This is a genomic window from Aquicoccus sp. SU-CL01552, from assembly GCF_040365005.1.
GTDB lineage: Bacteria > Pseudomonadota > Alphaproteobacteria > Rhodobacterales > Rhodobacteraceae > Antarcticimicrobium.
In genome coordinates this window covers 44,460-68,031 of record NZ_BAABWV010000021.1, presented here as the reverse complement: position 1 = coordinate 68,031, position 23,572 = coordinate 44,460, and the positions used below count along the sequence as shown (strand labels likewise).

27 protein-coding genes are annotated in these 23,572 nt (G+C 65.5%); 8 read left to right on the top strand and 19 right to left on the bottom strand.

Annotated features, from left to right (window positions below; all coding sequences use genetic code 11):
• Window positions 1–161 precede the first annotated feature (161 nt).
• From ABWV23_RS20070 to ABWV23_RS20055, 4 genes are read right to left on the bottom strand one after another with little or no spacing between them, the layout of a single operon-like run.
• Window positions 162–938 (bottom strand): ABC transporter permease, encoded by a 777-nt coding sequence (locus tag ABWV23_RS20070; RefSeq protein WP_353351040.1) that lies wholly within the window; start codon window positions 936–938, stop codon window positions 162–164.
• Window positions 938–1,687, bottom strand: coding sequence for an ABC transporter permease (locus ABWV23_RS20065; RefSeq protein ID WP_353351038.1), 750 nt, complete (start codon window positions 1,685–1,687; stop codon window positions 938–940). Before ABWV23_RS20065 ends, ABWV23_RS20070 begins: the two co-directional genes overlap by 1 nt.
• 9 nt (window positions 1,688–1,696) lie before the next feature.
• The gene (locus tag ABWV23_RS20060; RefSeq protein ID WP_353351036.1) at window positions 1,697–2,461 is read right to left on the bottom strand and encodes a transporter substrate-binding domain-containing protein; all 765 of its coding nucleotides are present in this window, start codon (window positions 2,459–2,461) and stop codon (window positions 1,697–1,699) included.
• A gap of 45 nt (window positions 2,462–2,506) precedes the next feature.
• Window positions 2,507–3,304, bottom strand: coding sequence for an ABC transporter ATP-binding protein (locus ABWV23_RS20055; RefSeq protein WP_353351034.1), 798 nt, complete (start codon window positions 3,302–3,304; stop codon window positions 2,507–2,509).
• Window positions 3,305–3,394: 90 nt separating this feature from the next.
• On the opposite strand from ABWV23_RS20055, the gene ABWV23_RS20050 reads away from it, so the two are divergent.
• From ABWV23_RS20050 to ABWV23_RS20035, 4 genes are read left to right on the top strand one after another with little or no spacing between them, the layout of a single operon-like run.
• Window positions 3,395–4,033 carry a TetR/AcrR family transcriptional regulator gene (locus tag ABWV23_RS20050; protein ID WP_353351032.1) on the top strand — a complete coding sequence of 213 codons (639 nt, stop codon included), beginning with the start codon at window positions 3,395–3,397 and terminating at the stop codon, window positions 4,031–4,033.
• A gap of 22 nt (window positions 4,034–4,055) precedes the next feature.
• On the top strand, window positions 4,056–5,243 hold the full coding sequence (locus tag ABWV23_RS20045) for a pyridoxal phosphate-dependent aminotransferase (protein ID WP_353351030.1): 1,188 nt from the start codon (window positions 4,056–4,058) through the stop codon (window positions 5,241–5,243).
• Entirely contained in the window at window positions 5,240–6,835 is a 1,596-nt protein-coding gene (locus ABWV23_RS20040; RefSeq protein WP_353351028.1) for a 5-guanidino-2-oxopentanoate decarboxylase, read from the top strand. Before ABWV23_RS20045 ends, ABWV23_RS20040 begins: the two co-directional genes overlap by 4 nt.
• Window positions 6,836–6,843: 8 nt before the next feature.
• Window positions 6,844–7,626, top strand: a complete 783-nt coding sequence (locus tag ABWV23_RS20035; protein WP_353351026.1) for a dimethylarginine dimethylaminohydrolase family protein — start codon at window positions 6,844–6,846, stop codon at window positions 7,624–7,626.
• Between the two features lie 318 nt (window positions 7,627–7,944).
• Here ABWV23_RS20035 and ABWV23_RS20030 read toward each other — a convergent pair whose 3' ends face one another.
• The 6 genes from ABWV23_RS20030 to ABWV23_RS20005 all read right to left on the bottom strand — a co-directional run bounded on the left by ABWV23_RS20030 (window position 7,945) and on the right by ABWV23_RS20005 (window position 11,982).
• The gene (locus tag ABWV23_RS20030) at window positions 7,945–8,349 is read right to left on the bottom strand and encodes an OsmC family protein (protein ID WP_353351024.1); all 405 of its coding nucleotides are present in this window, start codon (window positions 8,347–8,349) and stop codon (window positions 7,945–7,947) included.
• 84 nt (window positions 8,350–8,433) lie between these two features.
• Entirely contained in the window at window positions 8,434–8,670 is a 237-nt protein-coding gene (locus ABWV23_RS20025; RefSeq protein ID WP_353351022.1) for a thioredoxin family protein, read from the bottom strand.
• Window positions 8,671–8,706: 36 nt separating this feature from the next.
• Window positions 8,707–9,765: a permease gene (locus tag ABWV23_RS20020; RefSeq protein ID WP_353351020.1), complete on the bottom strand. Its 1,059-nt coding sequence runs from the start codon at window positions 9,763–9,765 to the stop codon at window positions 8,707–8,709.
• Window positions 9,762–10,049, bottom strand: a complete 288-nt coding sequence (locus tag ABWV23_RS20015; RefSeq protein ID WP_353351018.1) for an ArsR/SmtB family transcription factor — start codon at window positions 10,047–10,049, stop codon at window positions 9,762–9,764. The genes ABWV23_RS20020 and ABWV23_RS20015 overlap by 4 nt, the downstream gene beginning before the upstream one ends.
• A gap of 277 nt (window positions 10,050–10,326) precedes the next feature.
• A complete protein-coding gene (locus tag ABWV23_RS20010; protein WP_353351016.1) occupies window positions 10,327–10,779 on the bottom strand; it encodes a flavodoxin domain-containing protein in 453 nt (150 codons plus the stop codon).
• Between the two features lie 3 nt (window positions 10,780–10,782).
• Window positions 10,783–11,982: an FAD-dependent oxidoreductase gene (locus tag ABWV23_RS20005; protein ID WP_353351015.1), complete on the bottom strand. Its 1,200-nt coding sequence runs from the start codon at window positions 11,980–11,982 to the stop codon at window positions 10,783–10,785.
• A 245-nt stretch (window positions 11,983–12,227) separates the two neighbouring features.
• Between ABWV23_RS20005 and ABWV23_RS20000 the strand changes: the two genes are divergently transcribed.
• From ABWV23_RS20000 to ABWV23_RS19990, 3 genes are read left to right on the top strand one after another with little or no spacing between them, the layout of a single operon-like run.
• Complete coding sequence (locus tag ABWV23_RS20000) at window positions 12,228–12,641, top strand: Rieske 2Fe-2S domain-containing protein (protein WP_353351014.1); 414 nt, start codon at window positions 12,228–12,230, stop codon at window positions 12,639–12,641.
• Window positions 12,642–12,664: 23 nt separating this feature from the next.
• A complete protein-coding gene (locus ABWV23_RS19995) occupies window positions 12,665–13,894 on the top strand; it encodes an aromatic ring-hydroxylating oxygenase subunit alpha (protein ID WP_353351012.1) in 1,230 nt (409 codons plus the stop codon).
• The gene (locus ABWV23_RS19990; RefSeq protein WP_353351010.1) at window positions 13,891–14,376 is read left to right on the top strand and encodes a hypothetical protein; all 486 of its coding nucleotides are present in this window, start codon (window positions 13,891–13,893) and stop codon (window positions 14,374–14,376) included. The genes ABWV23_RS19995 and ABWV23_RS19990 overlap by 4 nt, the downstream gene beginning before the upstream one ends.
• A gap of 9 nt (window positions 14,377–14,385) precedes the next feature.
• On the opposite strand, the gene ABWV23_RS19985 is transcribed toward ABWV23_RS19990, so the two are convergent.
• From ABWV23_RS19985 to ABWV23_RS19965, 5 genes are all read right to left on the bottom strand, one after another.
• Window positions 14,386–14,724, bottom strand: coding sequence for a 5-carboxymethyl-2-hydroxymuconate Delta-isomerase (locus ABWV23_RS19985; RefSeq protein ID WP_353351008.1), 339 nt, complete (start codon window positions 14,722–14,724; stop codon window positions 14,386–14,388).
• 14 nt (window positions 14,725–14,738) lie between these two features.
• The gene (locus ABWV23_RS19980; protein WP_353351006.1) at window positions 14,739–16,199 is read right to left on the bottom strand and encodes a glutamine synthetase family protein; all 1,461 of its coding nucleotides are present in this window, start codon (window positions 16,197–16,199) and stop codon (window positions 14,739–14,741) included.
• A 64-nt stretch (window positions 16,200–16,263) separates the two neighbouring features.
• Window positions 16,264–17,574: a TRAP transporter large permease gene (locus ABWV23_RS19975; RefSeq protein ID WP_353351004.1), complete on the bottom strand. Its 1,311-nt coding sequence runs from the start codon at window positions 17,572–17,574 to the stop codon at window positions 16,264–16,266.
• A complete protein-coding gene (locus tag ABWV23_RS19970) occupies window positions 17,574–18,086 on the bottom strand; it encodes a TRAP transporter small permease (RefSeq protein WP_353351002.1) in 513 nt (170 codons plus the stop codon). Before ABWV23_RS19970 ends, ABWV23_RS19975 begins: the two co-directional genes overlap by 1 nt.
• Window positions 18,087–18,165: 79 nt before the next feature.
• Window positions 18,166–19,176, bottom strand: coding sequence for a TRAP transporter substrate-binding protein (locus ABWV23_RS19965; protein ID WP_353351000.1), 1,011 nt, complete (start codon window positions 19,174–19,176; stop codon window positions 18,166–18,168).
• A 261-nt stretch (window positions 19,177–19,437) separates the two neighbouring features.
• On the opposite strand from ABWV23_RS19965, the gene ABWV23_RS19960 reads away from it, so the two are divergent.
• Window positions 19,438–20,151, top strand: coding sequence for an IclR family transcriptional regulator (locus ABWV23_RS19960; RefSeq protein WP_353350998.1), 714 nt, complete (start codon window positions 19,438–19,440; stop codon window positions 20,149–20,151).
• 131 nt (window positions 20,152–20,282) lie between these two features.
• On the opposite strand, the gene ABWV23_RS19955 is transcribed toward ABWV23_RS19960, so the two are convergent.
• The 4 genes from ABWV23_RS19955 to ABWV23_RS19940 all read right to left on the bottom strand — a co-directional run bounded on the left by ABWV23_RS19955 (window position 20,283) and on the right by ABWV23_RS19940 (window position 23,569).
• Entirely contained in the window at window positions 20,283–20,489 is a 207-nt protein-coding gene (locus tag ABWV23_RS19955; RefSeq protein WP_353350996.1) for a hypothetical protein, read from the bottom strand.
• Window positions 20,490–20,550: 61 nt separating this feature from the next.
• Window positions 20,551–21,459: a hypothetical protein gene (locus tag ABWV23_RS19950; RefSeq protein WP_353350994.1), complete on the bottom strand. Its 909-nt coding sequence runs from the start codon at window positions 21,457–21,459 to the stop codon at window positions 20,551–20,553.
• Complete coding sequence (locus ABWV23_RS19945) at window positions 21,459–22,694, bottom strand: hydantoinase/carbamoylase family amidase (RefSeq protein WP_353350992.1); 1,236 nt, start codon at window positions 22,692–22,694, stop codon at window positions 21,459–21,461. The genes ABWV23_RS19950 and ABWV23_RS19945 overlap by 1 nt, the downstream gene beginning before the upstream one ends.
• Complete coding sequence (locus ABWV23_RS19940) at window positions 22,691–23,569, bottom strand: alpha/beta fold hydrolase (RefSeq protein ID WP_353350990.1); 879 nt, start codon at window positions 23,567–23,569, stop codon at window positions 22,691–22,693. Before ABWV23_RS19940 ends, ABWV23_RS19945 begins: the two co-directional genes overlap by 4 nt.
• Window positions 23,570–23,572 lie beyond the last annotated feature (3 nt).

Here is a 23,572-nt window from a genome sequence, read left to right as displayed (position 1 = left end):
GAACCGCCCGGCCCCCGGTGAATCGCCCCATGAATCGGTTGATCTGGCCGCACTTAAAGGGATGGGACGGCCGCCCTCTATGGGAATGATGGAAACGATCGCCCGTCACGCGGGATCGAGGGGCCTGGCCGATCGCCGGCGGGCCGCACAGGCGGGCCGGGTCAGCGCCGGCCCGGAACCTGGCGTTCCACGTGGTTGAACGCGAACCCGATGATCCCGGCGATCACCATGTAGACCAGCGCCAGCAACAGCAGCGGCTCGTAGACGATGAAAGTGTCGGAGCGGACCCGCGACGAGACGGCGTAGATATCCATGACCGTGATGGTGGCGATCAGCGGGGTGGCCTTCAATTGCAGGATGGTCTCGCCGCCCAGGGTCGGCAGCACGTTGCGCACCGCCTGTGGCAACCAGATCCGGCGGAACATGGTCAGGCGCGGCATGCCGAAGGACTTGGCCGCCTCCAGCTGCCCCCTGGCGACGCTGGAGAACGCCCCGCGCATCACCTCGCCCTCGTACCCGGCGTAAGAGAGGGTCAGGGCCAGAACCGCATAGGGCCAGGCCTGGCGCAGATAGGGCCAGAGCTCGGACGAGCGGATCCAGGGGAACTGCGGAAACAGCGATCCGAGCCCGTAGTACAGCAGCCAGATCTGCAACAGCAGCGGCGTGCCGCGGATCACCGTGCAGAACACGCGGGCCGGCAGGGCCAGGTACCACGGGCCGACAGCCTGGGCCAAGCCCAAGGGGATCGCCAGCAGGAAGCCGAGGAGCGTCGTGACCACCAGGATCCAGATCGTGGTCCACAGCCCCTCGATCGCCAACGGCAGGTATTTCGGCAGCCAGTCCCAACGCATGGTGAAGCCGCACCAGATCAGGAAAGCCGCGAAGACCAGCATCATGACGATGCGATGGGGCTGCATCAGGGCGCGCAGACGGATCATCAGCGCCCCCCCTTCAGCGAGGGTTGACCGCGACGGGCCCATTTCTCGACCCGGCGGAAAATCACCCCCGAGCAGAGCGTGACCATGAGATAGAGCGCCCCCGCCGCGAGGAAAAAGGTGAAATAGGCACGGGTGCTGGAGGCCGCCTGCTTGGTTTCAAGCGTCAACTCGCTGAACCCGACAACGGCCAGCAGCGCGGTGTCCTTGGTGGCGATCAGCCAGAGATTGGCCAGACCGGGGACTGCGAAACTCATCATGGCGGGAATGGTCACCCGCCGCATCACCATCAGCGACGGCATCCCGAAGGCGCGGGCCGCTTCGATCTGGCCGGGGGGGACCGCCTGGATGGCGCCCCGCAGGACCTCGGTGGAATAGGCGCCCTGGACGATGCCCAGGACCCAGATACCGGCGACGATGCCGCTGATCTCGACCCGGCCGTAGCCCATCATGGCGGCGAGCTTGTTGATCAGGTCGGTGCCCACGTAATAGAGGATCAGGATCAGCACCAGTTCGGGCACGGCCCGGATGACGGTGGTGTAGATGGCCAGAAGATCGCGGGTGACCTTGCCGCCGTGCAGCTTGCCATAGGCGCCCAGAAGCCCGATCAGCAGCCCCAATCCGAAGGCCCCGAACGCGATCTGCAGGGAATTGGCCAACCCGCGCAGCAGGTTGGCCCCCCAGCCCGGCGGCGAGAGCGACAGCAGTTGCGCGCTCTCAGCCAGGCCAAGCGTGGTCAGGATCGTCTCCACGCGGGCGTCTTAGTAGATGCTGGTGGTGAAGTACTTGGCGGTGATCTTCTCGTGCGTGCCATCGGCCAGGATCGCGGCGATGCCCTTGTTCAAGGCCGCCAGAAGGTCGCTATCGCCCTTGCGCACACCGGCGCCCACGCCGCGCCCCAGGATCGCCGGGTCATCGGCAACCGCGCCCTTGATCTCGCAACAACCGCCGGCGTCCGAGGCGACGAAATCCGCCATCGCGATGCTGTCGGCCTGGGTGGCGTCGATGCGGCCGGCGAACAGATCCTGGTTGGCCTCGTCCTGGGTCTGATAGACGCGCAGTTCGGAATCCTTGAAATACTCCTGCGCGTAGGTCTGGTGGATGGTCGAAGCCTGGATGCCGACGATCTTGCCCGCGAGGGAGTCCGGGGTCGCCTCGATGTCCATGGACTTGTCCGCCACGATCACCGCCGGGGTGTTATAGTAGGGGTCAGAGAAGTCGATGGTTTTCAGGCGCTCTTCTGTGATCGACATGGAGGCCATGATCGCATCGATCTGCTTGCCGGTCAGCGAGGGGATGATGCCGTCCCAGGCCACCGGGGTGATCACGCAATCCAGCTCGGCGGCGTCACAGACGGCGTCGATGACCTCGATTTCCCAGCCGACCCAGGTGCCGGAGCTGTCGGCCGAGGCGAACGGCGGATAAGGCTCGGCCGCGATGCCGATCTTGACCTGTTCGGCACTGGCCGTGCCGGCGGCAAGGGTCGCTGCCGCAACCGCGGCGGCAAGAAGGGTCTTCAGTTTCATGTGGATTCTCCCTGGTTGGTGTTTTGTTTTCTGTTGGACTCTCGGTCAGGAGACGGAGCTGAGGAACTGTTTCAACCGCTCCGACCTTGGGTTTCCAAAGACCTCGGCAGGGGGGCCCTGCTCTTCGATGCGGCCTTCGAACAGGTATACGACGTGGTCGGCCACCTCGCGTGCAAACTTCATTTCATGGGTGACCAGCAGCATGGTCCGCCCCTCGGCGGCAAGGTCGCGGATCACCGACAGCACCTCGCCCACCAGCTCCGGGTCCAGCGCCGAGGTCGGCTCGTCGAACAGCATTGCCGAGGGATCCACCGCCAGCGCCCGGGCGATGGCCGCGCGTTGTTGCTGGCCGCCGGACAGGAAGGCAGGGAATGCCTCTTCCTTCTCGGCCAGGCCGACACGGGCCAAAAGCTCACGCGCGCGGGTCTCTGCCTCGGCGCGCGGGGTCTTCAGCACGTGAACCGGCACTTCGATGATGTTTTCCAGAAGGGTTCGGTGGGTCCAGAGGTTGAACTGCTGGAACACCATGGCCAGCCGGGTGCGGATGCGTTCGATCTGGCGGCGGTCCGCGGGGGTGCCATCGGCGCGCATCGCGATCTCTTCGCCGCCGATCACGATCCGGCCCGAACTGGGCGTCTCGAGGAAGTTGATGCAGCGCAGCATGGTCGACTTGCCCGACCCCGAACCCCCGATGATGGCGACCACGTCGCCCTTGCTGGCGGTCAGGGAGACCCCCTTGAGGACCTCCAACGTTCCAAAGGACTTGTGCAGGTCGGTGACGCGGATGGCCTCTTCCCGCGCCTCTTGGGTGGCGGCTGACGATGCAGCAGCGGATGGATGCATTTTGCGGCTTCCTCGTTTTCGTCTTGTAGTAATGCGGAGTCGCAGTAATTATGCAAGTGTATAATTACCAGCAGCCGTCAGGAAGCATCCGTGTCCGAGGAACGCCGCAAGTTTAAGCGAGAGAGCGCGGAGGCCCGTCGCGAGGCCTTGATTCGCGCCGCGCTGGAGCTGGTGGCCGAGCACGGCGTGCGCGGGGCGACGGTGCGGGCCATCGCCGAGCGGGCCGATGTCACCCAGGGTCTGATCCGGCATTACTTCCGCTCGAAGGAAGACCTGATCACCGCCGCCTATGAACACCACATGACCCATATGACCGACCTGACCGAGGGGCCGGCAAGCCAGCTCAGGGGCACGGCGCGGGATCGGCTGGTGGCCTTTGTCGAGGCCTCCCTGACCGCGCCGGTGGTGGATCCGCAGTCGACAGCGCTCTGGGCGAGCTTTCTGAACAAGGTGCAGAACGACCCCGCGATGAAGGCGATCCACGCGCGGACCTATGCCGATTTCCGCAATCGGCTCGAGGCACTGATCGCGGCCGCGCTTGACGAGGCCGGACAGGCGACCGAGGCCGGGCGGCTGCGTCACCTGGCGATTGCCTGCAACGCGGTGATCGACGGTCTGTGGCTTGAGGGTGGCGCGCTGCCCGATGCCTTTGAACCCGATGAACTGCCGAAGATCGGCCTGACCTCTGTCGGGGCGATCGTCGGCTTGAACCTGACACACTCTTCGTGAGGAAAAAGAAGGCCGATCTGCCATGAAGACAACGGATGTGACCGCGCGTTTGGCGGGACTTGGCGGCGCCAAGTGGGAAGTTCATATCAAGGCGCGCGCCCTGGCCGAGGCCGGGGCGGACCTGATCGAAATGACCATCGGGGAACCGGATGTGCCGGTCCCGCAGGAGATGCTGGACCGGGCGACGGCGGCGATGTCGGCCGGGCGCACCGGCTATTCGGATGGCCGGGGAGAGATGAACCTGCGCACCGCGCTGGCCGCGGATTACACCCGGCGCAGCGGCCGCGAGATCGTCCCGGACCAGATCATGTGCTTTCCGGGCACGCAGACGGCGCTGTTTTCGGTCATGATGGGCGTGGCGCAGCACGGCGACGAGGTTCTGGTGGGCGATCCGATGTACGCCACCTACGAAGGTGTCATTCGCGCCACCGGGGCCGAGATGGTGCCGGTGCCCCTGCGTCCCGAACACGGCTTTCGCATGCAGGCCGCGGACATCGCGGCGCGGATCACCCCGCGCACGCGCGCACTTCTGTTGACCACGCCGCACAACCCCACCGGCGCCATTCTCACCGCCGAGGATATCGCGGCCATCGGCGAGCTGGCGCTGGCGCATGATTTCTGGATCATCTCGGACGAGGTCTATGCGGATCTGGTCTACGAGGGCGCGCGGTTCACCTCGCCGCTGGCGCAGGAGCAGTTGGCGGATCGGGTGATCGTGGTCTCCTCGATTTCCAAATCCCACGCCGCGCCGGGGTTCCGCAGCGGCTGGTGCGTGTCCTCGAAGGCCTTCTGCGACGCGCTGCTACCGTTCTCCGAGACCATGCTGTTCGGCAACCAGCCCTTCATCGCCGACATGACCGCCGAGGCGGTGACCAATGGCTCTCCGGTGGCGGCGGGCATGGCGGCGCGGTTCTCGGCGCGGGCCCAACGGCTGGAGGCGCGGCTGACGGCGGAAACCGCGCTGCGGGTGCATAGCCCCGAGGCCGGCATGTTCGCCATGGTCGATGTCTCCTCGACCGGGATGGACGGCTTCGCCTTTGCCATGGAGCTTTTGCACGAGGCCGGTGTCGCGGTCATGCCCGGTGCGTCCTTCGGCGAGAGCCTGACGAACTGGGTGCGCCTGGCCCTGACCATCCCGGACGACGATTTCGACGAGGCCCTGACCCGCATCATCGCCCATGTGACCCAGACCGCGGCGGTGCCGGCATGAGCACGGTCGGGGAACAACTGGTCGCGGCGCTGAAGGCGCGCGGGGTCGAGGTGGTCTTCGGTATTCCCGGGGTCCACACGGTCGAGCTCTATCGCGGGTTGGCCGGATCGAGCATCCGCCACGTCATCCCGCGCCATGAACAGGGCGCCGGGTTCATGGCCGACGGCTATGCGCGCGCCAGCGGCAAGCCGGGCGTGGCTTTTGTCATCACCGGCCCCGGGCTGACCAACGCGCTGACGCCGATGGCACAGGCCCGGGCGGATTCGGTGCCGATACTGGTCCTCTCCGGGGTCAACGCCACGGGCACGCTGGGCAAGGGGTTGGGGCATCTGCATGAACTGCCCGACCAACACGGTCTGGCCGCTTCGGTGGCGCTGGTGTCCGAGCATGTGGCGCACCCGCAGGATCTGAACGGCGCGCTGGATCGCGCCTTTGCCCCCTTTGCCACGGGCCGCCCGGGGCCGACCCATATCCAGGTACCGCTGGATATCGCCGGGCAAGAGGGCGTCACCCCCACCGCCCCCGTGACCGCCCCACCCCCCGAGGTCTCTGACGACGAGATCGCCGATGCCGCCCAAAGGCTGGCTGAGGCCAAGCGGGTCGTCATCCTCGCGGGTGGGGGCGCGAGCGGGGCGGCCGCCGACCTGCAAACCCTGGCCGAGCGACTGGATGCACCGGTGGTGCAAACGGTGAATGCACGGGGCGTCTTGTACAATCACGCCCTGTCCGTGCCGGCGAGCCCAAGCTTGCTAAGCGTGCGGGATCTGATTGAGGCGGCCGACGTCGTCCTGGCGCTTGGCACCGAGCTGGGGCCGACCGACTATGACATGGATGCCACCGGCACCATGGCGCGGATGTCCGACCTGATCCGCGTCGATATCTGTCCCGGGCAACTGGCACGGCACGCGGCATCGCTGCCGTTGCACGGCGCCGTGGCGCCCTTCCTGCGATCCCTGCTTGCGGTGCTGCCCGATGCGGCGACATCCGCTGATGGCGCAACACGCGCCGCCGCGGCGCGGGCCGCCGCCTGGGAGGAGATCGGCGCGGAATATCGCGCACAGGTCGAGATCGTGAACGCCATGCGCGATGCGGCGCCCGGGGCGCTGATGGTCGGCGACTCGGCCCAGCCGATCTATGCGGCCAATCTCTACTATGATCACGACCGCGCGGGCGGCTGGTTCAATGCCGCGACGGGCTATGGCGCGCTTGGCTATGCGATTCCGGCCGCGATCGGCGCGGCGATTGCCGAACCGGGAACGCGGGTGATCTGCATCGTTGGCGACGGCGGCGCGCAGTTCTCCCTGCCCGAGGTGATGGCCGCCGTCGACGAAGCACTGCCGATCACCTTCGTGGTCTGGAACAACCATGGCTACCGCGAAATCGCCATGTCGATGCAGGCCGTCGACGTGCCCGTGGTCGGTTGTGACCCGACGCCCCCCGATTTCGCGTTGACGGCGGCCTCTTTCGGGATCCCGCACCAGGCGGTGGGGCCCGATCCCGCCGAGATCGCCGGGGCGCTGCGCAAGGCGCCTGCCGATGGCCCTTCGATGATTGAAATCGCGGCACCTGTGTTCGTGCCCGCCGAGGATTGAGACCGACCATGACAAACCCGAGTTTCGAATTCGCCCGCGCCGTCACCCGCCGCCCTGCGGCCTCGATCGTGGACGGCCTGCGCGCCGAGGATAGCGGCCCGCCTGATCTGCAGGGGATGCTGGCCGCGCATGATGCCTATGTGGTGGCGCTGCGCAGCACCGGGGCCGAGGTGATCGTGCTGGACCCCCTCGAGGCCTATCCGGATGCTCAATTCGTCGAAGACACCGCGCTGTGCCTTCCGCAGGGGGCGATCCTGATGCGCCCCGGCGCCCCCAGCCGCGCAGGCGAGGTCGCGGAAATGGCCCCGACCCTGCGCGCGCTATATGAGGATGTGCGCGAGATCAAGGGGCCGGGCCATGTGGAGGGCGGAGATATCCTGGTCACGGGCAAGGAGATCCTGGTGGGCCGCTCGGATCGCACCGATGCGGAGGGTGTTGCCGAACTGGCCGCGATCACGGCGGGTTGGGGCCACAGCCTGCGCGAGGTGTTCACCCCCGACGGCGTGCTGCATTTCAAGACCGACTGCTCCTTGATGGACGGGGAAACCATCCTCTCGACCAAACGGCTCGCGGCCTCGGGCTGTTTCGAGGGCTATCGCGTCCTGCACGTGCCCGAGGGAGAGGAAGCGGCGGCCAACGCGATCCGTTTCAACAATTTGGTGCTGATGGCCGACGGGTTCTTCCGGACCGCCGAGATGCTGGACAAGGCCGGCTACGAGGTGGTGCAGATCGACAACCGCGATTGCGCCAAGCTGGACGGCGGCATGTCCTGCCTGTCGCTGCGGTTCTGAACGACCTTTCGGCAAGGGGACACCGCCCGCCTCTTTCTGGGCGGGCGCTGCGACGGCCCGAGTGGCTTGCGGGCGCAGTCTCTAGTGAAGTCGATTCACCCGGCGCTGCATTCGGCGACACTGCTTGTAGCATCGGCGAACATGGTAGACGACGATCCGGATAAAGCGGGTGGGGCGGTTGGGGCGGGACACGACAGGCATGGAATCCTCCGCTGACTGGGCGGAGGATACCACGATTCCCGCATCAGCGTTCCCGGGTTGTTCCACGATCCGGCCTTTGGGCGTTAACCCGCTGACCGGATCCGCCGCCGGACAGGCTCAGCCCTTGCGGCGGATGGTTCCGGACAGTTCGACCGCGCCGGCCAGGGTGTTGTAGATGGTGCCGTATTTCCGAAGATTGCGGTGCAGCAGGGCGAGCCGCTGATCGGTTTCCTCGGTATCCACCACGATCTCGTAATCGATCTGTACCATCTTGGGCGGGCTGTCCTGGCGGATGCCATGAAGCGCGATCTCGATCCCGCGCAGATCGAACTCCAGCAAGGGGATGGCCCGTTCGGTGCCCTTCAGGATGCAGGCGGCGAGGCTCGCCAACAGCATCTCGGCGGGGTTGAAGGCATCGGCCCGGCCCGCCATGTCGGTGTCAAGCGCGATCCGCGCCTCTTTGGCCCGCGCCTCGGATCCGTGGCTGTCGATCCGCTGGGCGGTGACGTGATATTCAAGCATCTGCGGAAGTCCTTGAAAGATGAGATCGGGACGGTGCGCCGATGCCGCCACCTGACAGGGGCATCGGCGCAACCCGTCGCCGGGTCAGGCGGTCAGCCAGCCTTCCAGCTTGGTCTCGTCCGGCAGGCCGCCCGCATGGACCAGCTTGCCGTCGACCGAGAGGCCGGGCGTGGACATCACCCCCGCCATGGCGATGGATTTGGCATCGGTGACCTTTTCCACCGCGACCTCGATCCCGAGTTTCGACGCGGCCTGTTTGACCATGGCCTCGGTGGCTTCGCAGCGTTTGCAGCCGGGGCCGTAGACTTTGACGGTTTTCATATCGTGTCCTTTCATAGAGCAGGGTCGACCAAGGGGTCACAGGAGAAAGTTGAACAGGAAGCCGGTGGCGAGAATCCCCAGCGACACGACGGCGATGAAGATCGCAATGAGCCGATAGGTCAGCACCTGTTTCAGGATCACCATCTCGGGCAGCGACAGCGCGATCACCGACATCATGAAGGCCAGCGTGGTGCCCAGCGCCGCGCCCTTGCCCAGAAGCGCCTCGACGATCGGGATGACGCCGGCGGCATTGGTGTACATCGGCACGCCCACGACCACCGCCGCCGGGACCGACCACCAGGCCTCGCCGCCCATGATCTTCAGCATCATTGCCTCGGGCACGTACCCGTGGATCGCGGCACCGATGCCGATGCCGACCAGCACCCAGACCCAGACCTTGCCGAGGATCTCGCGCACCTGTTCCCAGCCGACCTTCAGCCGGTCCACCAGTGTCATGCGCTCCTCGAGCAGGTCGCCGACGGGGCCGGCGTTCATCTCGCGCACCCAGTCCTGCAGGTAGCGTTCCAGCCCCATCTTGCCCATCACGTAACCGGAGACGGTGGCGATGGTGAAGCCGAAGACAAGGTAGATGGTGGCGATCTTCCAGCCGACGAGGCCATAGAGCAGCCCCAAGCCCACCGGCCCCACCATCGGCCCGGCGATCAGGAAGGAAAAGGTCACCCCCAGCGGGATGCCCGCCGAGACGAAGCCGATGAACAGCGGCACCGAGGAGCAGGAACAGAACGGCGTGAAGACCCCCAGCAGCGCGGCCAGCGGATAGCCCCAGATCTGGCGCTTGCCGGCCAGAATGGCGCGGGTCTTTTCCGGACTGAACCAGCTGCGCAGCACGCCGGTGACAAAGACGATGCCGGTCAGCAAGAGCAGCACCTTCGGCACGTCATAGAAGAAAAATGCGATGGCCTGGCCGGTATGGCTGTCGCGCGCGACCGGAAACAGCCCGGTGACCCATTCCGAGAACGGGATCAACTGACCGTAGAGCAGGTAAAGGACAACGCCCACGACGGGAACACCGGCATACCATGCCCAGTCGGGTACGCCGCGATCATGGGTCGGATCTTGGGTTTCAGCGGTCATGCGACCTTCCTTTCGAGTTTGCGTTCGACGGTCAACACCGCGTCGATGATGGCCACGAGGTCCGGGGCGAGATCGGGGTTGCGGCGAAACCGGACCCATTGCGCGTCGCGCCGGTCGGTCACGAGGCCCGCCTCGCGCAGCACCTTCATGTGGCGCGACATCCGGCTCTGGCTGGCATCGAGCCTTGCCATCAGTTCACAGACGCAATGCTCGCCCCCGTCCCAGATCAGGTTGAGGGCGGCGCGGCGGGTCGGGTCGGATATGGCGGTCAGAATCTCTTGCATGACCCCCACATATGCCTCTGACTGCATATGCACAATGGCTCATATTCGATTTCCAGAGAATTCGTGCCGACAGGACGACGGGGCGCTGTTGTCGGGTGTTTCCGCGCAGCGCGTCGGATCAGGTTCCGGCAGACCGATCGCGGCGCTCTCCGCGAGGATCGCAGGGCTGATGAATGACGAGGGCGGGACCGCCACTCCGGTCGCAAGCAACCTCTGCGGGCGGCTGGCCCGGCGTGGGATCGCGCTGTCCGGATGCACGCGCGGCGTAAGGGCGTTCCTACGCGGTGGCGCGACCGGCCAGGATCGCAGTGGCCCAGGGCACCGCGATATCCTCGGGCAAATCCCCGCCCGCAGCGTCATGGACCAGGCGCTCGCCAACCGGGGTGGCGCCACGTTCGGTCAGCAGCTCTGCCAGTTTCATCGACCCATGGCCAAACGTCTCGGCATATTCCGTGTCGCCCAGCCCGAAAATGGCAAACTGCACGCCCGCCAGATCGGGCTGCTCTGCCCGCAGCAGATCGGCAAAGGGTTGCGCCGAGGCCGGCAGTTCCCCGTCGCCGTAGGAGGAACACACGATAATGCTCAGGTCAGCCGCGCGCAGATCCTCCGCGCCGGTGTCCTGCAGATTGGCGATGCGGGTTTCGTGATCATCCTCAAGCGCCGCGGCGATATCCTCGGCCAGCATTTCGGCGTTTCCGGTCTCGGTCCCGAACAATATGGAGATGGTCATGGTTCAAGCATCCTGAAGGTTGGACGGGCGGAGCAACTCCTCCCGGCGGGAAATTTTCTGGCGGCAGCGGTCGGCCGGCGCGGCGGCAACCTCCTGCGCGTCGATCTGCTGCCAATGGTCGAAGTCGACGATATCGGGGTGCTGTGCGAACAGCTGCCGGCCAACCCGATCGGGATCGGGCTGAAGCTCGGACAGAATGCGCTGCGCGAGGGCCTGCGCCTCTTCGCGGCACTGCGGGATTGCCCCGACCGGGCCATTGCGGAACCAGCCGGTTGCATAGACCCGCCCCCGGGCGCCATCGGGCTCATCGGCGGCCCGCAAGATGGCATCCCGATCCAGGGTGCCCTTGGACGTGAAGCCGATGGCTGAAATGACCGAAGAGGCGGCAATGGTATCGCGCCCCTGCGGTGTCTCGACCTGCAGGTGCAGGCCACCGCCGGTTTTCTCGAGGGCAGCGGGCCGGCTCTCGAACCGGAATTCGACCGGAAGCGGACCGGAGGTTGACGTGACGGCCGTGTTCAGAACGCTTGCGCCGTCGGGGTCGGGAAAGACCACGCTCAAGTCAACGGTCGCGAGGTCTGCCAGTTCCTTGATCATCACCGGCGAAAACCGCGCCGATGCGGCAGAGGAGCGGCCGACAACGGTGATCTTCCTGAACCTCTGCGCCGCCAGCCATGCGCTGGGCCCCGGCCCCAGGTCGCTGCCGCGCAACTCCTCGGGGGTCTTAGCCAGCAACCGCAGAATATCAATCGCCACGTTGCCGGTACCAATGATCACCGGCGTATCCCCCAGCACGGGAAACGGCCCGGCGTCGGGGTGTTCATACAAGGCCCGCGTCAGGGCGCCGGACCCGATGACGCCCGCCAGATCGTCGCCCGGAATGCCAAGCCGGCGATCGCCCGACATCCCCGCCGCGAAGACAACGGCGTCATAAGCCTGGCGCAAGTCCTCAACGGTTGTCTCGTCGCCGATACTGAGGTTGCCGAGGAAACGGGCACCCTGCCGGGTGAAGATCCGGGCAAACTGCCGAGCGACGCCCTTGGTCCCCTGATGATCCGCCGCCACCCCATATCGGACCAGGCCAAACGGTGTCGGCTGGGCGTCGATGACATCGACCTCCAGCCCCGGCGCGCATTTCAAAAGGGCCTGCGCAGTGTAACATCCCGAGGGGCCCGCGCCGACAATCGCAATCTTGGCGTTCATGCGGCCCCTCTTTGGTTTCCCTCATGGCCCGCCCCGGCACATGATGCTTTTTTGATCCGCGCGTGGCGATTTCCTGTCATTCTCACTGACGTGCACTCTTTCCAGCTTGCTGGCCCGACCTTTTGCATTGACCGCGGGGAAAATCAATGGAAAGTTTGATTAAAGCACGTATGGTCGATTATAGACCAAAATCAACGCCCGATGGCGGCCGCTGCTGCCTCGTAAATCTGGCAAAGGAAAGATACATGAGCCAATCGCCCACCCCCGAGGATCAGCCATCGACCTGGGTCAAGATCGCCCGCGCAGACGCCCTGCAGGGCCCCCGGCCCGTGATCCCGGTGACGGCATTCGGACAGGCTCTGGTGTTGTTTCGCGACGAAGAGGGCGAGTTGGGCCTGATCGGCCGGCACTGCCCCCATCGCGGCGCCGACCTCTGCTATGGAAGACATGAAAACAACGGGCTGCGCTGTCCCTTCCATGGCTGGCATTTCGATCGCAATGGCCAATGCACCGAACAGCCGGCGGAACCCGAGGATTCGACCATGTACAAGGCGATCCGACTGCCCAGCTATACGGTGGTGGAACGGGATGGTGATATCCTGGCCTGGAACGGCGAGGGCACCCCGCCCGCCATCGCAACCGCCTCTGCCACGGCCTGACCCTCTTCAAAAGGACCCCACGCATGATCTCCCAGAAACTGAACGACCAGATCACTCGCATCGGCCCGAACACCGCCGCCGGGGCCGTGCATCGAAAGTACTGGCAACCGGCGGCCCTGACGGATGAGGTGACCGGCGATGACCCGATGCTGCCGGTCAACCTCCTGGGCGAACGGCTGGTACTGCTGCGCGCCCCGACCGGAGAGCTTGTCCTGACCGCGCGCGTGGCCGACCCGGACGAGGCCCCCACCCATCACCCGGACCGGGACGACATCCGCGTGCCCGAGGGGGCGCCGGTCTATCCGGTGGTCGAAAAGAACGGGATCTACTTCGCCTATCTCGGCGCGGGCGATCCGCCGGCCTTTCCGAATTTCGACTGCTTCCGCGCCCCGGAAAGCCATGTCTTCGCGTTCAAGGGGTTGTGGGAATGCAATTGGCTGCAGGCCCTCGAGATCGGGATCGACCCCAGCCACGCCTCCTTCCTGCACCGGTTCCTGCAGGACGAAGACCCCAGCGAAGGCTACGGCAAGCAGTTCCGCGACAAGGCGGCCAATACCGACATGCCGATCACGCAGGTGCTGCGCGAATACCCGCGCCCCGACATTGAAGTCGACGAAACCCCGTTCGGACTGAAGATCACGTCGTTGCGGCACATGAAGAACGGCCTGACCCATGTGCGGGTCACCAACCAGGTTTTCCCCTCGGCCATCTCCATCCCGATGTCGCGCGAAATGATCATCACCCAGTGGCACGTCCCCGTCGATGACGAGAACTGCTATTGGTACACCATGTTCACCAGCTTTCAGAACCCGGTGAACAAGGAGCTGATGCGCGAACAGCGGCTCAAGGAACACCGCCTTCCCGACTATGCGCCGCTCAAGAACCAGGCCAACAACTATCATTATGACCCGGAAGAGCAGAAATCTCTGACCTACACGGGCATGGGGATGGATATCAACGTGCACGACCAATGGGCCGTCGAAAGCATGGGCGCCATCCAGGACCGCACACGCGAACACCTTGGGCGCGGTGACGCCGCGATCATCCGCTATCGGCTGATGTTGCGCAAAGCCATCAAGGCCATCGAAACCGGCCATGAAGAGCGGCTCCCGATGCAGGACCGGCAGGACACGCCGCAGATCGTCGGCCCCTTGTCCAACGACTCGATCGCCGAGAGTGACGATTGGCTGGCCGCAAGCGTCGCCGCGGACATGGAGCGTCGCCGCGCCGCGCCCTGGGACGCCACGGTATGATCGCAGACAGGCCGGGCGCAAGCGCAGAGCCGTTTCATGATATCCTGGACGGGTATTTCACCCTGAAGGAGTCGGTGCGCCAAATGATGGCGCGCCACGATTTCATCTGGGCGTGGCTGGTTCTGTGCCACGCCCCGATCATGGAGATCGAGGGGCTGGACCCTGACGCGCCGGTGCCGCTGCACCTGCGCGAGGGATACGCCGGCGTGATCGACAGCATGCTTCTGACCGTGACCCGCGCGGGCGGGCCGGATACGGCGGCGTTCACGCTGATCGGAACCGGTGACTGGCGCTGGCTGGACGATCGCGCCGAGGCCGCGCTGCCGGCCGATATCCGGCTGGGCGAGCCGGCCTATCTGACCGGCTTCGGCCTGTCGGCCACCCCCGGCCCCGACCCCAAGCGAATACCCGCAAGCGAGGTGCTGGCGCAGGTTCCGGCCCTCGTGGCCGACACCCGTCGCCTGCGCTCCTTCTCGGCCTGACCCCGACGTTTACGCCGGGGGCGGCGACCGCAGGGATTTCTTGTAGCAGAACGGATCCATATCGCGGATATCGGTGCTGATCGCCTCGATATCCGGGCAGGTCGCACGCAACCCCGTCGTCATAGCCTCGGCCAGCGCCAGCTTGGCCTCCGGCGTGCGGCCTGCCAGCAGCGAAATCGTGACATGGATAAAGGACCGCCGCCCGTCTCCGAACAGGATCGCCTCGGACGGCAGGAGCCGCACCTTGATATCCGCGCGCTGCATCACCCCGCTGGCGGCGGCGGTCTCGAGGGCGGTGTGCAACACCGCGTCCGGGTCGATGCCGTCCTCGGCGTGATATTCGATCACCACATGCGGCATGGTCAGAAGATCCCGAAATATTCGGTCTGTTCCCACTCGGTCACCGTGCTGAGGTATCGCTTCCACTCGGCCCGTTTCAGGGTCGACATGTAATCCACGAAATCCGCCCCCAGGGCCTCGCGGTACAGATCGCCACCCTCGAAGGCCTCGATCGCAGCGATCAGGCTGGGCGGCAGCGCCACGGCGTCATTGTCATAGGGGTTCTCGACCGGGTCGGGGGCGCTCAGGCCCTTGTCCAGCCCGGACAGCCCCGACAGCAGTTGCGAGGCGAAATAGAAATAGGGGTTGGCGGCAGGCTCGGCCACCCGGTTCTCGACCCGGCTTGCGCCATCGCCCGGCGCCATCAGCGCCCGCACCATCGCGCCCCGGTTGTCATAGCCCCATTCGATCCGGTCCGGGGCCAGTTGGAACGGTTGATACCGCTTGTATCCGTTCACCGTGGGCGTGGTCAGCAGGCAGCTTTCCTGCGCGTGGGCCAACAGCCCCGCGATCCACGCGCTGGCCTGCTCGGTCAGCTTGCCGTGTTGGTCGGGGATGAACAGGTTGTTGCCGTCGGCATCGGTCAGCGATTGGTGCAGATGCCAGCCGCTGGAGGCACTGTTCTCGGTCTTTGGCCGGCACATGAACGTGGCATGCAGCCCCTCGCGCGCGCAGACCTCTTTGACCATGGTGCGGAACATGATCATGTTGTCCGCATGCGCCATCGCCCCGGCCGGTTCAAAGGTGAATTCGAACTGGCTCGGCCCCATCTCCACCTCGGTCGACCGCACCGGCAGGCCAAGCGCCTGCGCATGGCGCCGCAGCATGTCCATCACCGGTTCCAACCGGTCGTAATTCGCCTCGGACAGGTATTGATACCCCTGGTCCAGCAATTCGGTCTGCGGCGGCTGGCCCGGCATTCCCGCATGCTGGTGACCCAGCGGATCCTGCTTGCGCGTGAAGACGTGGAACTCGACCTCCAGCCCGACGGTCAGCGCCAGCCCCTTGGCCTCCAGGGCCGCCTCCGCACGTCGCAGGACGGGACGCGGCGCAAAGGGCAGCGTTTGTCCGTCGCGAGTATAGGGATCGCAGAACAGCCACGCCGAATGCGGCGACCACGGCAGAACCCGAAAACTGAACGGATCGGGCACCAGCAACATGTCCCCCGCGCCGGCCATCGTCGCCATGACCCCGGGGGTGCGGCCATCCCAGATCGGGAACACCGTGCGGTTCGAGGTGTCTTTCAGCAACAGGGTGCTCGGCAGGTTCAGACCGGACCGGAACACCGAGGCAAGGCTGTCGGCGGTCACCGTCTTGCCACGCAGCAACCCGTGCTGGTCGGCAAAGACCACGCGCACCGTTTCAAGCGCGCTGGTTTCGGTTCGCTCCAACAGCGCGGCAGCCTCTTGTATCGCCGCGTCACTCAGCAGCCCGTCCTGTGCCAGTCGGCCTGCCGCGATCCGTGTCTGAAAAGTAGATGTCATTCGTAAGCCTTCCTAACGCCCCCGAACGGGCCGCAAGAGGTCCGTCCGAAAATTCAGAGTCATGTTAAAGCCGCCCGGTCAGCAAAAGCGAGATCGCCGGGAACGCCAACAGGATGCCCAGCCGGATGATGTCGGTCACCACGAACGGCAAGACCCCCGTCATGATCGTGGACAGCGGTGTCCCCCGAGAGGCACTTTTGACCATGAACAGATTCATTCCCACCGGTGGCGTGATCATTCCCAGCTCCACGGTAACGACGGCAATGACCCCGAACCAGATCGGATCGAACCCGTTGGCCAGGACCACGGGAAAGAAAATCGGTACGGTCAGCAGGATCATGGCAAGGCTTTCCATGAAGCAGCCCAACACCACGTAGAAGATCAGGATCGCGAACAGCACCTGCCAGTTCCCAAAGCCGCTGCCGCTCAGGAAATCGACAAGGGCGTTGGACAGTTGCGACGTGGACAGGACGAACCCGAACACCTCGGCGCCGATCAGGATCAGGAAGATCGACCCGCAGGTGACGATGGTTTCGACAAAAGCCGCGACCAGGTCGCCCCGTGGCACCCGCCGCCACAACGCAAAGATCAACGCCAGCGCCGCCCCGACGCCGCCAGCCTCGGTCGGGGTGAAGAAGTTGCCGTAAAGCCCCCCCATGACCAGCCCGAACAGGACAAGGGCGGGGGCGAACAGACGCAGGATCTCGAACCGCCCGGCGGGCGCCGGCTCGTCTATCGGCAGCGCCGGCACGGCGGTGGCATCGGGGGGCCAGATCCGGGCCATCAGCAGAATCGTCACGATATACAGGACAAAGGCCAGCACGCCGGGCAGGATACCGGCCAGGAACATGGTTCCGACCGATTGCTCGGTGATCAACGCGTAAAGCATCAGCGCGATGGACGGGGGGATCAGGATGCCCAGCGTACCGCCCGCCGCCAGCGACCCGGTCGCCAGCCGCGCGTCATAGCCATGCGCCTTCATCTCCGGGTAGGCCACCCGGGTCATGGTCGAGGCCGTCGCCAGCGACGAGCCGGAGACCGTGGAGAACACCGCGCTCGCGGTCATGCCCGCCGCCGCCAGCCCCCCGGCCCAACCGCGTGTCAGCAACAGCGCGCCGCGAAACAGGTCCGAGGCCACCCCCGAGCGCGAGATCAGGTTGCCCATCAGCAGGAACAACGGGATCAGGGTGAAGGAATAGTTGGTGATGGTCTCGAAGGTTGCGGTTTTCAGCACGCCTAGCGCCGGCGTCATGCCGACAATGGCGGAAAACCCGGCAAAGCCCACCGCGATCATCGCCAACCCGATGGGCGCACCGAGGATCACGATCACGAACATCGCGGCAATCGAGACATAGCCGATCATCAAGGGGGTCATCAGGAAAGCTCCGCGTGCTGGCCATCGTTGGTCAGCGCCTCGCGCAGCGCGATCACTGCAAGGGCGAGGCATTCGACCGCATAGAGCCCGTGAATGATAAACATCGGCAGCCGCAGATCCTGCGTTGCCTCGCCGCGTGCAAAGGTTGCCAGCATGTCCTCGTAGAACAGCCAGCACAGAACCAGCGCGAAGGCCAGGATGCCGATGAACCAAAGACGCGCCACCAGCGCCTGCCAGAGTTCCGGCAGGCGACCGACGAGGAAGTCGACCGCGATCATGCCCTTGGCCATCGACGCCGACAGCGCCGCCAGCGCGATAAGCCCCAGCAGGTAGGACACCTGTTCGATGGCCCCCGGTATCATCAGGTTCACGGCGGTATCGGTGGCGTCGAAGATGATCCGCGCCAGCACGTTGAAGCCGACGACGAACACCATGTACAGCAGGCAAACCGCCCCGATGAGCAGGCAGGCGTTCTCCATCACGCGGGCAACCCGTCGGATCGTCGCTGTCATCATCTGTGGTCCCGTTGGTTGAAGACAGGGCACGACGGGCCGCACAAGGCGGCCCGCCGGATCATCGTGTGGCTCGGGCTCAGTTCAGCTCGGCCTCGCATTCCGTGACATATCCCTGCACCGCGGCATAGGTCTGCGTGCCGGGCAGGCCCTGCGCATCCAGCGCCGCGATATAGCTGTCCGAGGCTTTCTGCGCCGCCTCGTTCCAGGCCGCGCGCTCTTGCTCGGACAGGTCGATCACGGTGGAATTCTCGCGCAACTCGGCCAGCACCTTGGCCCCTGCCTCGTCATATCCACCACCGGCGGTCACCGCCCATTTCATCCCGCTGTTGGCATCCACGGCCGCTTTTGCCTCGGGCGAGAGGGCCTCGTACTTGGCCTTGTTCATGGTGGTGACAAAGGCCAGCGCGTAAAAACCGAAAACCGTGTGATAGTTCGACAACTCGGCCAGGCGGAAGCTTTCGACGCTTTCCCAAGGCAGCATGTAACCGTCGATCGCACCGCGTTGCAGCGCCTCGTAGGTGTTCGGCGCGGGCATTCCGACCGGCTCGGCCCCGAGATTTGTCAGCAGGTCGCCCACGACCTGTGTCGGGCGGCGCAGCTTCAGCCCCTTCATGTCGTCAAGGCTGCGCACCGGCGTGTCAGCGGTATGCAGGTGGCCCGGATCATGGGTGTGGACGAACAGCACATGGGTGTCGTCATACTCGCTGTCCAAAGCGCCGGAATCATACAGTTTCTGGAACGCGCAGGATCCCACCGCGCCGGTCTTGAACAGGCCCGGAAGCTCCATGATCTGGCTCAACGGAAAGCGCCCTGCGGTATAGCCCGGAACGGCCCAGGCGATATCCACGATCCCCATGACCGCATTGTCATACCCGGCAACCGCCTTGCCCAATGTCTGAGCGGGAAAAACCTGAACATCCAGGTCCTCGCCGGCCTCGGCCTCGACGGCGGCGGCCCAATCCTCGAAGATGACCTGGTTCTGCCAGCTGTTGGCGGACATGAAATGCGCATAGCGCAGCGTGTCCGCCTGCGAACAGGTGGCAAGGGCAAGGGCAACTGCACCGGATGCGGTGAGAGTTCTCAGCATGTTTGGGGGGTCTCCGTTGTTGGACGGGCTGTGGGCATTTCCATGCCGCCGCGTGGATTTGTTCCATTTGTTCGATAATACACCGTATGGTTAATTTACTTTTGCCCTGTCAAGGCAGCCTCTCCTTGCGGGCCAAGGTTTCACGAGGCAATAAGTTGGAAAGAACATGTTGCGCCCAATGTTTGGGCGTCGAAGGGCGGGATGAGAAACGTGCAGCCGGAAATTCCAACCAAAGACATCTCGCTGACCTTCATGAAGGGCATGACGGTCCTCCGCGCCTTTGACGAAGCCCACAACCGGCTGTCCCTCGCCGACATTGCCCGCCTGACCAAGATCGAACGCGCCGCCGTGCGCCGACTGGTGCTGACGCTTGTTCATCTGGGATATGTCCGCAAGGACGAGAACCGCTATTCGCTCACCCCGCGTGTCCTGGTCCTGGGCAGCGGGTTCCTGCGCGGAAACCAGTTCGGGCGGCGGGTCCAACCCCTGATGGAACTCTGTGCCCGCGAACTGGGCTACAGCGTCAGCCTGGCGATGCGCGATGGCGCCGCGGCGGTCTACGTGGCCCAATCCTCGCAACAGAACGCACGTTATACCTTCGGCTTCACCGTGGGCAGCCGCCTGTCCCTGCTCAGCACGTCGATCGGACGGATGCTGTTGGCCTGGGGCGACGAGGCATGGGCGAAAGAGATGATCGAAACCCTGCCGATCGAGCGGTTCACGTCGGAAACCCTCATGGATCGGGATCGGATCGCCGCCGAGGTTGACGCCATCCGCGACAGCGGCGCATCAATCGTCGAGGCCGAGTTCGAAGCGGGCGCAGTCGGCATCTCGGTGCCGGTCGGCCCCTTGGGCAGCGCCGAAGCCGCCCTCGGGCTTTCAGAGCCGATGAGCGTGATCTCGAGCCCGGATTACCCGCGTCTGGTCGAAATCCTGCACCGCCATGCGGGCGAGATCGCCGAAGCCTTGCGCTAGATCGCCGGGGACAGGCCGCGACACCCACCTGGCAACCCGAAAGACGGACCCGCCCGCCGGCCCGCACCAACCCGAACGGGGTTACTTGTTACGGGCCGCCTCGGCGCCCTCGACCACGTTGCGGTGCAGGGTCACCACCCGCGCGTGATAGGGATAGACCAGGTCGGCAACGGCCTCCTGCGACTTGTAGACCTTGGCAAAGATTCATCGGCCGCGAGGTACTTCTTGATGACCTCGTCCTGGGAATCGATGAAGCGCGTGTAATACGCGTCCGGGACGCCCAGAACGTCGATCCACTGCTCCTCCTTCACCGCCAGCGCGTTTTCACGCAGGTTCATCGCCTTGGTGCTGGTGGCATTGGCCTTTGCCGCCCCCCCGGTTGGAACAAGGATCGTACAATCACGCCATGGAATCGGACAATCCCGGGGGCGCGACACGCGCAAGCGGTGCCATGCCCCGCCGCAAGAGCTCTGTGTCCAACCCACCCAGATCGGCATCGGCCGGGGCGGCCATTTCGTATTCGTTGCGCCGGTAATCCTCGACCTGATCCGCGACCAGGGTTTGCGCCTGCTGACGTTGCGGCTCCGGCATCCCGGCAGGCGGCATCTGAAGCAGCCCCCAACCCGCATCGGTGAAGGGCGCAAGGGGCGCGGTCCCGTCAAGCGCATCGGCGGGAACCACCAGCACCTTGCGACTGCGAATGACCGCCGGTACCGCGCCCGCGTCATCGGCGGGATCAGCGGGCGTATCCACCTTCGCCTCCTGCCAGTCCGGGTTCCGCAGAAAGTCCCGCAGCCGGTTCAGATCGGCATCGCTGTCGTATCCGGGCAGTTCGGTCCCCAGTCCGATCATCCGCGGCACCGGCAACCCGCGGGCGTGCAGCACCTCGACCAGCACCTCGGTCCAGACTCCGCGACCGGGTATCAGCCGCACCTCCTTCGATTCCGGGCGTCCGCCCCACCCCGGGCCATCGTCGGTGATCCCGACCCCGCTGGAGGGCGAGCCGTCGACACCGAGAAACACCAGATCGCCGCCGGCTTCCCCGCCTTGCGCCGCAAGCACATCGGCAACCGACTGCGCGACCGTGCGGCAATGCCGGCGATAGCCCGGCGTGTCATATTGCGCCCGGACCTGCCACCAGCGCGAACAGCCCAGAAAGGTCATTTCCGGGCAGGGCATCTGCTGGATCACGAACCCCTCGGCCCGCAAAAGTGCGAGCACCGGGGACAAAGCCCCCGGCGCCACCTCGTACTCCGCGACCTTGGCATTCTGGTTCGCCAGACAGTGAGACAGCAACGCGATGCGCATCACATGCCTTTTTCGGACGCCAGCAACACGTCAAGCAGCACCTCGGCCCCGGCGATCACGTCCGCGCGCGTCGCGCTTTCCGACGGGTCGTGGCTGATGCCGTCCTTGCAGGGAATGAAGATCATGGCCGAGGGGCAGACCCGGGCGATGTGGCGCGCGTCATGCCCCGCCGCCGACGCCATGCGGCGATGGCCGTGACCATGCGCGTCCGCGGCGGCGCAGATGCGCGCCTGAAGCACCGGATCAAAGCTGTTGGAGGGGGCGTTCACCAGCTCTTGCACATGCCCTTCGCAGGGTGCGGCCGCGCGCGCCACGACCGCCCGAATGCGGGCTGCGGCGGCATCGAGCACGTCGTTGGACGGGTGCCGCAGGTCGGTGCGGAACCGGACCTCGCGCGCGATGACCGAGGGCGCGTTCGGCGTGACCTCGACCCGTCCGATGGTAAACCGGATGTCGGGATCCGACAGGCCGACCTGCTGCTGAAGCTCGGACGCGACACGGGCAAAGGCCATCACCGCGTCCTTTCGGGCCTGCATCGGTTCGGTGCCCGCGTGGCCCGCCTGTCCCGTCAGGGTGATCTCGCTGGTGATCTTGCCCTGGATGCCGCTGACCACGCCGATCGGCACCCCCGCCGCCTCCAGTTCCGGACCTTGCTCGATATGCGGTTCGACATAGGCCTCGGGCACGAAGGGCACCCGCTCGGCCAGGTTCGGAAAGGCCGCCTGGATGCGGTCGATCTCGTCGCCGCACAGGAGGCCCTCGGCATCCTTCGCCGCCCGGACCGCCTCGAGGCTCCGGACGCCGGCAAAGACCTCGGAGCCCATCATGCCCGGCGCGAAACGCGAGCCTTCCTCGTTCATCCAGGCCACCACGACGATGTCGCGGGCGGGACGGTGCCCGGCCTTGGCCATGGCGGTCACCGCCTCAAGCGCGGCCAGCACACCGAACACGCCGTCAAAGCGCCCGCCGGTCGGCTGACTGTCGAGATGCGAGCCCGCCATAAGCGGCGGCAGGCTGCGATCGCTGCCCGGCAGGGTCAGGAACAGGTTGGCGGCAGCATCGGTCGAGGGTTCGAGCCCGATCTCGTCGCCCCAGGCGATCATCTGCGCCCAAGCGGCATGATCCTCGTCCGACAGGGCCTGCCGGTTGACCCCGCCGCCGTCAAAGCCGCCGATCGCGGCCATCTGCATGAGCCGGGACCAGAGCCTGTCTCCATCGACCGCCGGTCCGCTCATGACGTGCGCATCACTTGGCCGGGGTCGGCGCGCGGGTCGCGCGCCGTCCAGGCGCCTGCCTCGACCTGGGCCAGGAACTCGGCAAGCAAGGCGTTGAACATCTCGGGCTCCTCGAGGTTCAGCGTGTGGCCGGTCTTGGGAAAGATCGCGAGTCCGCAGGCGGGAATGGTCTTTTTCAGGTAGATCGAGGTCTGGATGCAGTGGTCGTCCTCGTCGCCGGCCATCACCAGCGTCGGCACCTCCATCCGGGCGAACTCGGCCTCGAGGTCATAGAGCGACGGCCGCCGCGCCTGCACGCCGCGCATGGTCAGCGCCGCGCCGAGGTCGTCATGGGTCGACAGCCGTTGTGCGAACTCGGCCCAGCCACGCGGGTCCTTGTTCTGGAACTGCACGCGGCTGGCGCCCTCGGCGTAGATCTTCGAGAACGCCTTGGCGCCCTTGGTCTCGAAGTTGTCGGCCACCGAAAGCGAGACGCCCCTGAAATACTCCTCGAATTCCTTCTCTGCGCCATAGCCGGTGCCGGCGATGGTCAGCGACAAGGCGCGCTCGGGCGCGATCAGGCCGAAATGCGCGGTGGCGAAACCGCCCATCGACAGCCCCACGATATGCGCCTTCTCGATGCCCAAACCGTCGAGTACCGCCAGCGCATCCTCGACGGCGATGCGCTGGGAATACTGTTCGATGTCGGTCGGGACGTCCGACGGCCGATAGCCGCGCGCCGCGTAGGTGATGCAGCGATGGCGCCGGGCAAAGCGGCGCATCTGCGGCTCCCAGGCGTCATAGTTGCCGCCGAATTCGTGGATGAAGAGGATCGGCGTGCCCTGCCCCGCCTCCTCGACATAAAGCTTCACGCCGTCCTTGGTGGTGATATGCATGGT

Excerpts from the sequence above, each read along its gene's own strand:
- ABWV23_RS19995 (WP_353351012.1), top strand. The coding sequence starts at position 12,665 with ATGATCTCCCAGAAACTGAACGACCAGATCACTCGCATCGGCCCGAAC.
- ABWV23_RS19955 (WP_353350996.1), bottom strand. The coding sequence starts at position 20,489 with ATGAACCTGCGTGAAAACGCGCTGGCGGTGAAGGAGGAGCAGTGGATC.
- ABWV23_RS20010 (WP_353351016.1), bottom strand. The coding sequence starts at position 10,779 with ATGACCATCTCCATATTGTTCGGGACCGAGACCGGAAACGCCGAAATG.
- ABWV23_RS19950 (WP_353350994.1), bottom strand. The coding sequence starts at position 21,459 with ATGCGCATCGCGTTGCTGTCTCACTGTCTGGCGAACCAGAATGCCAAG.
- ABWV23_RS19960 (WP_353350998.1), top strand. The coding sequence starts at position 19,438 with ATGACGGTCCTCCGCGCCTTTGACGAAGCCCACAACCGGCTGTCCCTC.
- ABWV23_RS19975 (WP_353351004.1), bottom strand. The coding sequence starts at position 17,574 with ATGACCCCCTTGATGATCGGCTATGTCTCGATTGCCGCGATGTTCGTG.
- ABWV23_RS20025 (WP_353351022.1), bottom strand. The coding sequence starts at position 8,670 with ATGAAAACCGTCAAAGTCTACGGCCCCGGCTGCAAACGCTGCGAAGCC.
- ABWV23_RS19990 (WP_353351010.1), top strand. The coding sequence starts at position 13,891 with ATGATCGCAGACAGGCCGGGCGCAAGCGCAGAGCCGTTTCATGATATC.
- ABWV23_RS20000 (WP_353351014.1), top strand. The coding sequence starts at position 12,228 with ATGAGCCAATCGCCCACCCCCGAGGATCAGCCATCGACCTGGGTCAAG.
- ABWV23_RS20040 (WP_353351028.1), top strand. The coding sequence starts at position 5,240 with ATGAGCACGGTCGGGGAACAACTGGTCGCGGCGCTGAAGGCGCGCGGG.
- ABWV23_RS20015 (WP_353351018.1), bottom strand. The coding sequence starts at position 10,049 with ATGCAAGAGATTCTGACCGCCATATCCGACCCGACCCGCCGCGCCGCC.
- ABWV23_RS20045 (WP_353351030.1), top strand. The coding sequence starts at position 4,056 with ATGAAGACAACGGATGTGACCGCGCGTTTGGCGGGACTTGGCGGCGCC.
- ABWV23_RS19965 (WP_353351000.1), bottom strand. The coding sequence starts at position 19,176 with ATGCTGAGAACTCTCACCGCATCCGGTGCAGTTGCCCTTGCCCTTGCC.
- ABWV23_RS19940 (WP_353350990.1), bottom strand. The coding sequence starts at position 23,569 with ATGCATATCACCACCAAGGACGGCGTGAAGCTTTATGTCGAGGAGGCG.
- ABWV23_RS20060 (WP_353351036.1), bottom strand. The coding sequence starts at position 2,461 with ATGAAACTGAAGACCCTTCTTGCCGCCGCGGTTGCGGCAGCGACCCTT.
- ABWV23_RS20030 (WP_353351024.1), bottom strand. The coding sequence starts at position 8,349 with ATGCTTGAATATCACGTCACCGCCCAGCGGATCGACAGCCACGGATCC.
- ABWV23_RS20020 (WP_353351020.1), bottom strand. The coding sequence starts at position 9,765 with ATGACCGCTGAAACCCAAGATCCGACCCATGATCGCGGCGTACCCGAC.
- ABWV23_RS20035 (WP_353351026.1), top strand. The coding sequence starts at position 6,844 with ATGACAAACCCGAGTTTCGAATTCGCCCGCGCCGTCACCCGCCGCCCT.
- ABWV23_RS19970 (WP_353351002.1), bottom strand. The coding sequence starts at position 18,086 with ATGACAGCGACGATCCGACGGGTTGCCCGCGTGATGGAGAACGCCTGC.
- ABWV23_RS20070 (WP_353351040.1), bottom strand. The coding sequence starts at position 938 with ATGATCCGTCTGCGCGCCCTGATGCAGCCCCATCGCATCGTCATGATG.
- ABWV23_RS20055 (WP_353351034.1), bottom strand. The coding sequence starts at position 3,304 with ATGCATCCATCCGCTGCTGCATCGTCAGCCGCCACCCAAGAGGCGCGG.
- ABWV23_RS19980 (WP_353351006.1), bottom strand. The coding sequence starts at position 16,199 with ATGACATCTACTTTTCAGACACGGATCGCGGCAGGCCGACTGGCACAG.
- ABWV23_RS19945 (WP_353350992.1), bottom strand. The coding sequence starts at position 22,694 with ATGAGCGGACCGGCGGTCGATGGAGACAGGCTCTGGTCCCGGCTCATG.
- ABWV23_RS20005 (WP_353351015.1), bottom strand. The coding sequence starts at position 11,982 with ATGAACGCCAAGATTGCGATTGTCGGCGCGGGCCCCTCGGGATGTTAC.